Below are 8086 nucleotides of genomic sequence, written 5' to 3'. Positions count from 1 at the left end.
GCTTCGCACAGACAAGCTTCAAAATAACTCGAACTAGCTTCGCCCCAATACCTATTGCGACAGTTAACCGAATCTACCTTGCCAAACAAATCTGTCAAACGATGAATGCGGGATAAGGCTGCTGCCAAGGGGAAACCAAAGGTATCTCGGTTGTATTTCCAGCTTTGACTGTTACTTTTTTGAGCCGCAATCGTAGCATAACGGGCGCGAAATACTTTACCTATTTGGGGTAAATATTGTTTAATGGCTTGATGCAAGCCGCCGATAATTTCCATATGTTCGACGTGAATTAGTTTCTGCTTATTTTTTGCCAATTCAATAATTTCTGCGGCTAATTTTGCTTCTAATGCCAGGGGGTATTCTACTACTACGTGCTTGCCTGCTTTTAAAGCTGCTAAAGTGATCGCACCACAGTCTCGATTGATCGTACATACCATAATTAGATCTAAATCCGAGCGATCGACTAACCTCACCCAAGAATCCACTGGGGCAATAGTAAAAGTTTGACAGAATTGAGCGATTCGTTCGGGAGTATTGCCTGTTACGGCGATTAATTCCGTACGAGAGTCGGCTTGAATTGCTTCTGCTCTCTTTTTCGCTGCATAGCCCGTACCCACGATGCCAACTTTCAAAGAAGAGACTGTGTTCATAGACATAAAATGTTTTAATTCGATCGCAAACGTTATAACAAATTATCAATTGTAGATATAACTATAGTTAATAGTTATTTTTAGGGAAAATTGAGATTCTTTTTTTGATTTTCTATTCGCCAATAAATCTTGTTATTTGGGGGTTTTAGAGAGGGGTGTCGTTTGACACAATAACTATTCTTACCTTAGGTTAATACATAAGAAAAACTTATTTTACAATTAATTACAAATCTCATTGCTAATGCGCGATCGATTCTTTGTATTTTTCCCTTAGTATCTAACATGGAAGCGATCGAGGTGAACTCTAGTTTGAGTCCTCCATCGAGATCGATATTTTCCAGCAACACACAAATTAATATATAACCCTGTAAAAGAGGAAAAATACATGGCTAGTTATAACGTAACTCTCAAAATGCCCGACGGCGAGCAAACTATTGAAGTACCCGATGATGAGTACATTCTTGACGTTGCTGAAGAACAAGGTCTAGACCTACCTTATTCTTGTCGTGCGGGTGCTTGTTCTACTTGTGCGGGCAAAATCGAAACTGGTACTGTAGACCAGTCCGATCAGTCTTTTCTTGATGACGATCAAATCGAAGCTGGATACGTTCTTACTTGCGTTGCATATCCTAGCTCCGATTGCACAATCGTCACTCACCAAGAAGAAGAACTTTACTAAGCAATCCTGCCAGATAGTTAGTAAAAGCAAGGACACTCTGTTGCATAGGGTGTCCTTTTGCTCTTCACTAATTAAACTATAGTAACGAATAATTCCGCTCTGGCTTTTTCGAGGAGAAATTTTAATATTTCATCCAAATAGATAATGTTTTTTCACAGGTTGGTTAATTTTCCAAGTGCAAGACATTCCCCCAGGAAAAGTTACTAAATCCCCTTGACCCATAGTTACGGGTTCGCCACCATCGGGAGTAATAACTACATCCCCTGCAAGAAAGTAACAGGTTTCCTTCTCTTCATAAGTCCAAGGAAATTCTGACACTTCTTTTGTCCAGATCGACCAACTGAATACTCCCAATTTTTCCAGCTTTTCAGGGCTGGGTTGAGAAACGATAGAAATATTTGTTGTTTGTTGATTCATGACTTTTAATTGTGAGATGATACTAAAATTATTATTAAGACAAGATACTATATAGCGTCTTTACCTCCAAGATTTTTAGGCTCACATAAGTAATATTAGAGCCTTGCTATACTGGGGCGTATCATCAATTAGAAAAAATTACTTTCTTTTCAGTTATAAAATTCTCTTTAAGCTAAAATATGCAGCCTACCGATCAAAATAAGTTTACCGAACAAGCCTGGGATGCGATCGTAAAATCTCAAGAAGTCGCTAAGTTATACCAGAATCAAAACTTAGAGGTAGAGCATTTAATTTTGGCAGCGATTGAACAAGAAGGGCTAGCCAAAACCATTTTAGAAAAAGCTAATGTGGATTTAGTCCGTTTCCAGCAACAGCTAGAAATGTATACCAAACGTCAACCCAGAATTGGTTCGACACAACTATATTTAGGGCCTAGTTTGGATCGGATGCTAGACCGCGCTGAAGACTGTCGCAGTAGTTGGGGAGATAATTTTATTTCCATCGAGCATATTTTAATGGGTTTTGCCGAAGATGCTCGCATTGGTAAAAAAACTCTCCGTAGTTTTGGTCTAGATCCTCAAGATTTGGAAGAAGCAATTAAATCGGTTCGCGGTTCGCAAAAAGTAACCAAGCAAAATCAAGAAGAACAATATCAAGCTTTAGAAAAATACGGACGGGATTTGACAGAAGAAGCCAAAGCTGGCAAATTAGACCCCGTAATCGGTCGAGATGAAGAAATTCGCCGTACTATTCAAGTCCTTTCTCGCAGGTCGAAAAATAACCCCGTATTGATTGGCGAACCTGGAGTAGGTAAAACTGCCATTGCCGAAGGTTTGGCACAACGGATTATCAATGGTGATGTTCCCGAATCCCTTAAGGATCGTCAGTTGATTTCTTTGGATATGGGTAGCTTGATTGCTGGGGCGAAATATCGCGGTGAATTTGAAGAGAGATTGCGGGCGGTATTAAAAGAAGTTACCGAATCCGACGGGCAAATTGTTTTATTTATTGACGAAGTTCATACTGTTGTCGGTGCTGGTTCTAGGGAAGGTTCGGGATCGATGGATGCGGGTAACCTACTAAAACCGATGCTAGCCAGGGGAGAATTGCGCTGTATTGGGGCGACTACCTTGGATGAGTTTCGCAAACATATTGAGAAAGATCCAGCCTTAGAAAGACGTTTTCAGCAGGTATATATCAAGCAGCCTTCTGTGGAAGATACAATTTCTATTTTGCGGGGACTCAAAGAACGATACGAAGTTCATCATGGAGTTACGATTACCGATTCGGCTTTGGTAGCAGCAGCGACTCTCTCTCAAAGATATATTACAGATCGTTTTCTTCCTGATAAGGCGATCGATTTGGTAGATGAAGCTGCTGCCAAGTTAAAGATGGAGATTACTTCTAAACCCAGCCAGTTAGAAGACATGGATCGTCGGATTATGCAGTTAGAAATGGAAAAAGCTTCTTTAACCACTGAAAGTCAGCGTCCAGGGGTAACAGCGATCGATCGCTCTAGTAAGGAAAGACTGAGTAAAATCCAAGCAGAAATCGATAGCCTCAAAGGGAAGCAAAGCGGACTTTCCGAACAGTGGCACTCAGAAAAGGGCTTGTTGGATGAGATTAGCACTCTTAAGGAAGAAGAGGAAAAAACTCGCCTTTTGTTGGATAAAGCAGAAAGAGCTTTCGACCACGAAAAAGCTGCCCTACTCAAATATGGCAAACTGGAAACCATCCAACGAGATCTTGAAGCCAAAGAAACCAAATTATTAGATATTCAATCTAAAGGTACGACTCTGTTGCGGGAACAAGTGGGCGAGTCGGATATTGCCGAAATTGTGGCTAACTGGACGGGAGTGCCAGTAGATCGCCTGTTGGAATCGGAACGACAAAAATTACTCCAACTAGAAGGACACCTCCACCAACGAGTAATCGGACAACAAGAACCAGTGGAAGCAGTATCCGCAGCCATCCGCATGGCTAGGGCGGGCATGAACGATCCCAATCGCCCTATTGGTTCGTTTTTGTTTATGGGACCTACTGGGGTAGGTAAAACGGAATTGGCTAAAGCTTTGGCAGGGTTTCTCTTTGATAGTGAAGATGCTATGGTGCGGATTGATATGTCAGAATACATGGAGAAACACGCCGTCTCGCGTTTGGTAGGCGCCCCTCCTGGATATGTGGGATTTGAAGAAGGAGGACAATTAACCGAAGCGGTGCGCCGTCGTCCTTACTGCGTAATTTTGCTCGATGAAGTAGAAAAAGCCCACAAAGATGTGTTTAATATTTTGCTCCAGGTTTTAGATGATGGCAGAATTACCGATTCTCAAGGCAGAATGGTAGATTTTCGCAATGCCATTATTGTCATGACTAGTAATATTGGTAGCGAGCATATTCTCGATGTTAAGGGGGAAGATGCCGACTATGACAAGATTCAGAATCGAGTCACCCAAGCTTTACGGAGTTATTTTCGTCCTGAATTCGTTCAGCGCATTGACGACATCATTATTTTCCATGGTCTTAAGAAATCCGAACTTAAAGAGATTGTCGGCATTCAAATCAAAAATCTACAACGTCTTCTGAGCGACCAGAAAATTGCGATCGAATTATCTCCTGCCGCCCAAGACCGCATTGTTGATATTGGATACGATCCTGCTTTTGGGGCGCGTCCTTTAAAAAGAGCCATTAGAAGAGAATTGCAAAACCCGATTGCCACTAAAATTCTGGAAAATACTTTTATTCCTGGGGATAAAATTGTTGTCGATTGCGTTGATGGAAAATTAACTTTCAACAAAGCTACTCCGATTACTTTAGATATTGCAGCAGCAGAACCAAAAGAAAAAACTAAATCTAAAAAAACTAACCAGAAAGCTACCACCCCAACACAACCAAAATTGCTGAAAACTGATGAAGAACCTGAAGTCGTCTCTTCGGAAAATTAATATTGATTAGTAGTCATTGGTCATTGGTTGGTCGTGACAAGTTAAGAACAAAGCAGATCGGTCAACTACTGACTAACAACTAACAACTAACAACTAACAACTAATAACTAATAACGAGATTATTGGTAGCCAATATTTAAACCTGAATATAAGTACGATAACGTACAGACAAAATCTAATTTATATGTAACCTTGGGTAATTATGTGAAAAATTATGCAAGATTCACGCTCCTCTGGCTCTATTCCCAATGGGAAAAAGCCTTTAGGGGAAACACTGGTTGAGGCGGGATTGGTATCGATCAGTCAAATAGAATTGGCTTTGCAAGAACAACAGCAGAGTGATTTGTTAATTGGAGAAATTCTGGCTTCTCATGGTTGGATAAAACAAAAAACCGTAGATTTCTTTGTCGAGCAATGGCAGGGAATGATCGAGGAAGAACAGAAACAACCGTTACCTTACTATTTTCAAACAGCAGGATTATTAAATTCTCGACAAATCAAAACTATCTTAGAATTGCAAAAGCTCAAGCACGATAAGATTCGTTTTCATCGACTGGCGATCGAGCAAGGTTACATAAAACAAACAACAGTTGATTTTTTTCTGGCTCATTTATTCAATGTTTACGATCCTAAAAGCATTTCTGTTGCCAAGCCCTACGAAGTTCTGAAAAATTATGTCCGAGGTAGAAGGGATTTTTCTGGTGTGGATTTGAGTAAAGCACCGTTAATGAGCGTCAGCTTGAAAGACATTGTTTTAAACGGTTCTAATCTCCGCAAAGCTGACTTGAGTATGGCTAATCTGAGTAATTCTAGTCTGGTTCAAGTTAATTTAAGTTTGACTAATTTAACCAAGGCAATTCTAACTCAGGTCAATTTTACTAGGGCTTTTCTAACTAGGGCAAATCTTAGTTCGGCTCATTTAGAAAAAACTAATTTCCACAAGGCTATTTTGCATGAGGTTAATTTTCAATCGGCTTATTTGGCTTTTGCAAATTTTTCTGGAGCAGATTTGAGCAAAGCTAAATTACCTTTGAACTATCCCTATGATGTTTATTACGATAAATATACTATTTTTGATAGTGACTTCAATCCCCAACTTGCGGGCTGGAAAAAGCAATAGTTTATTTATTTTTTTGTTTCCATGAGCCGAGTTAGTATAATTATTCCTGCTTATAATGGCGACTGCTATCTGGAAGAAGCAATTACCAGCATCCTGACTCAAACCTACACCGACTGGGAAATTATTATTATTGATGATGGTTCTACAGACGATACCCCAAACATCATTCAAAAGTATAACGATCGCACTAAATATTTTCGTCAAAGCAATCAAGGAGTAGCAGCCAGTCGCAATCTGGGATTAGCTAAAGCAACAGGTGAATATGTTGCTTTTCTAGACCAAGACGACGTTTTTTTACCCCACAAGCTAGCTACTCAAGTAAATGTCTTGGCTAATCATCCGACAGTGGGAATGGTTAATAGTGGCTGGGAAATTGTTGATCGCCATGGCAAAGTCCAGGCAGCAGTAGAGCCTTGGCAACAAGTACCCCAACTGAGCTTGAAAAATTTAATTGTTTGGAAACCCGTGTTTTTGGGAGCAATGTTGTTTAGAAGATCTTGGTTGGAACGTACTGGGGGATTCGATATTAGCCTGGAACAGACTCCAGATGTAGATTTGGTTCTCAATTTAGCCGCGATCGGTTGTAATGCTGCTTGGGTGCAACAAACCACCGTTAAATACCGCCAACATGAAAGCAATGCTTCTCGCAATAGTTTATTGCAAGCTCAAGAATTGGAATTTATTTTAGCTAGATTCTTTAGTAAACCCGATTTAGCTCCAGAAATTAAACAATTAGAAGCCGATTCCCGCTATCAAAGTTTGGTGTGGAGTGCTTGGCGATTGCTACAAACTGGCTGGAATCTTCAAGCTATGGATTATCTGGTTAAATCTCGGCAATTTAGTCAAAAATATCCCACCGAAATGATTATTGATTGGATCGACTGCTTTAAAAAATACTCGGCTGAATATGGCACGAGTTTAGATGTTATCGAACTTACTAGTTCTCCTCAATGGCAAGCTTTAGTCAAAAATTTTTTGAGTTAGTTTTTAGCTGATTTTCCTACTTCTAAAAAGCTCTTTTTGTCAAATTAGCGTTAAATTTTAGTTACATTCAGAAATATAACAGTTTATTACGAAAATTCAATTTTGCCGAGAATTAAATGATTTCATTCTCAATAAGAAAAATTGTCTACCAAAGTTTAGGGATTTTACAAGGTGAAAATATTTTTGGTACTGTAGTCCCTAAAGCCACATCAATTATAGCGTCAAATCCAGTATTTACGTTATCTTTTTTCGAGCTTTGCGACTTGTTGAGAAAAGTAAACAATAGAAATTTTAAAATCAATCCCTTTAAAATCCAACTTTTACTTATCAATGATTCCCACAAACCAATCATAAATTTTCGCTGGCTATCGATGTTTTTAAAACTTTTAAAATCAATCAAATATAGAAGTAAATCTTTAATTTTTTTGGCAATTGCTATTGCCATATCCATTGGCTATATTCTGCCAGCTTTAACCCAACAACCAATCGCCGTTAAAACCCTAATTAGAGCCGATGAAGCCCAACAGTTGCAACCGTTGGTAACTAAATTCAATCAACAACATGATGATATTCGCTTTGAAATAATTGAAGCTCCTAGCGATAGCAACCAAGTAGAAGACTTATACACATCTTCTTTTCTTCTGGGCAACTCTCCTTACGATTTGGTTTACATGGATATTGTCTGGACTCCCAAATTTGCGGCTGCGGGATGGTTACAAGACTTAAGCGATCGCCTGTCTCCTGAAGAAACACAAGAATATCTAAAAGGGGATATCGCAGGGGGAATGTACGAAAACAAACTGTATCGTCTTCCGTTTCGTTCCGATGCGGGAATGCTTTACTACCGACAAGACTTGCTAGAACAAGCAGGATACGAACCCCCCGAAACCTTCGAGCAATTGCTGGAAATCTCCCAAGACTTACAACAGCAAGGGGCGATTGACTGGGGCTATGTGTGGCAGGGCAAACAGTACGAAGGATTGGCGGCAATGTTTGTGGAGATCTTGCAGGGTAATGGTGCTTTTTGGGTCAACCCCGATACTTTAGAAGTAGGACTAGACCGTCCCGAAGCGATTGCAGCAGTCAAGTTTTTAAGTAAAGCGATCGCTCTTAATGTTTCCCCGCCTGGGGTGACTACCTATGCCGAAGAAGAAACTCGTTTGCTGTTTCAAAATGGCAAGGCAGCTTTTTTACGCAATTGGCCTTATGTTTATAGTTTGGCTTTAGATTCTCCCATAGCAGGGAAGTATAGTATCAAACCAATGGTCAGTGCTGCGGGTTTTCCCAGTGGTGC

8 protein-coding genes are annotated in these 8086 nt (G+C 40.0%); 5 read left to right on the top strand and 3 right to left on the bottom strand.

Translation table 11 applies throughout. The annotated features are described in order from the left end of the window. Positions 1-656: Gfo/Idh/MocA family protein (locus tag AC33VI_RS14535; RefSeq protein WP_491782982.1), on the bottom strand; the 656-nt coding region annotated here is incomplete at its 3' end. 379 nt (positions 657-1035) lie between these two features. Between AC33VI_RS14535 and AC33VI_RS14530 the strand changes: the two genes are divergently transcribed. Next, positions 1036-1329, top strand: a complete 294-nt coding sequence (locus tag AC33VI_RS14530) for a ferredoxin (RefSeq protein WP_491782981.1) — start codon at positions 1036-1038, stop codon at positions 1327-1329. Positions 1330-1458: 129 nt separating this feature from the next. Here AC33VI_RS14530 and AC33VI_RS14525 read toward each other — a convergent pair whose 3' ends face one another. Further along, positions 1459-1746 (bottom strand): cupin domain-containing protein, encoded by a 288-nt coding sequence (locus AC33VI_RS14525; protein ID WP_491782980.1) that lies wholly within the window; start codon positions 1744-1746, stop codon positions 1459-1461. Between the two features lie 179 nt (positions 1747-1925). Here AC33VI_RS14525 and clpB point away from each other — a divergent pair, with 179 nt between their 5' ends. From clpB to AC33VI_RS14510, 3 genes are all read left to right on the top strand, one after another. Beyond that, positions 1926-4688, top strand: a complete 2763-nt coding sequence (gene clpB / locus AC33VI_RS14520; protein WP_491782979.1) for an ATP-dependent chaperone ClpB — start codon at positions 1926-1928, stop codon at positions 4686-4688. A gap of 214 nt (positions 4689-4902) precedes the next feature. Further along, entirely contained in the window at positions 4903-5808 is a 906-nt protein-coding gene (locus tag AC33VI_RS14515) for a pentapeptide repeat-containing protein (RefSeq protein ID WP_491782978.1), read from the top strand. A gap of 21 nt (positions 5809-5829) precedes the next feature. Next, a complete protein-coding gene (locus AC33VI_RS14510) occupies positions 5830-6792 on the top strand; it encodes a glycosyltransferase family 2 protein (RefSeq protein WP_491782977.1) in 963 nt (320 codons plus the stop codon). Positions 6793-6937: 145 nt separating this feature from the next. On the opposite strand, the gene AC33VI_RS14505 is transcribed toward AC33VI_RS14510, so the two are convergent. Continuing rightward, positions 6938-7237, bottom strand: coding sequence for a hypothetical protein (locus tag AC33VI_RS14505; RefSeq protein ID WP_491782983.1), 300 nt, complete (start codon positions 7235-7237; stop codon positions 6938-6940). Here AC33VI_RS14505 and AC33VI_RS14500 point away from each other — a divergent pair. After that, positions 7164-8086 (top strand): extracellular solute-binding protein (locus tag AC33VI_RS14500; RefSeq protein WP_491782976.1); only part of this gene is annotated, 923 nt, incomplete at its 3' end. The genes AC33VI_RS14505 and AC33VI_RS14500 overlap by 74 nt on opposite strands.

Source organism: Waterburya sp., from assembly GCF_058530065.1.
Note: the sequence above shows the minus strand (reverse complement) of the source record. Positions and strands in the feature narration are given on the sequence as shown.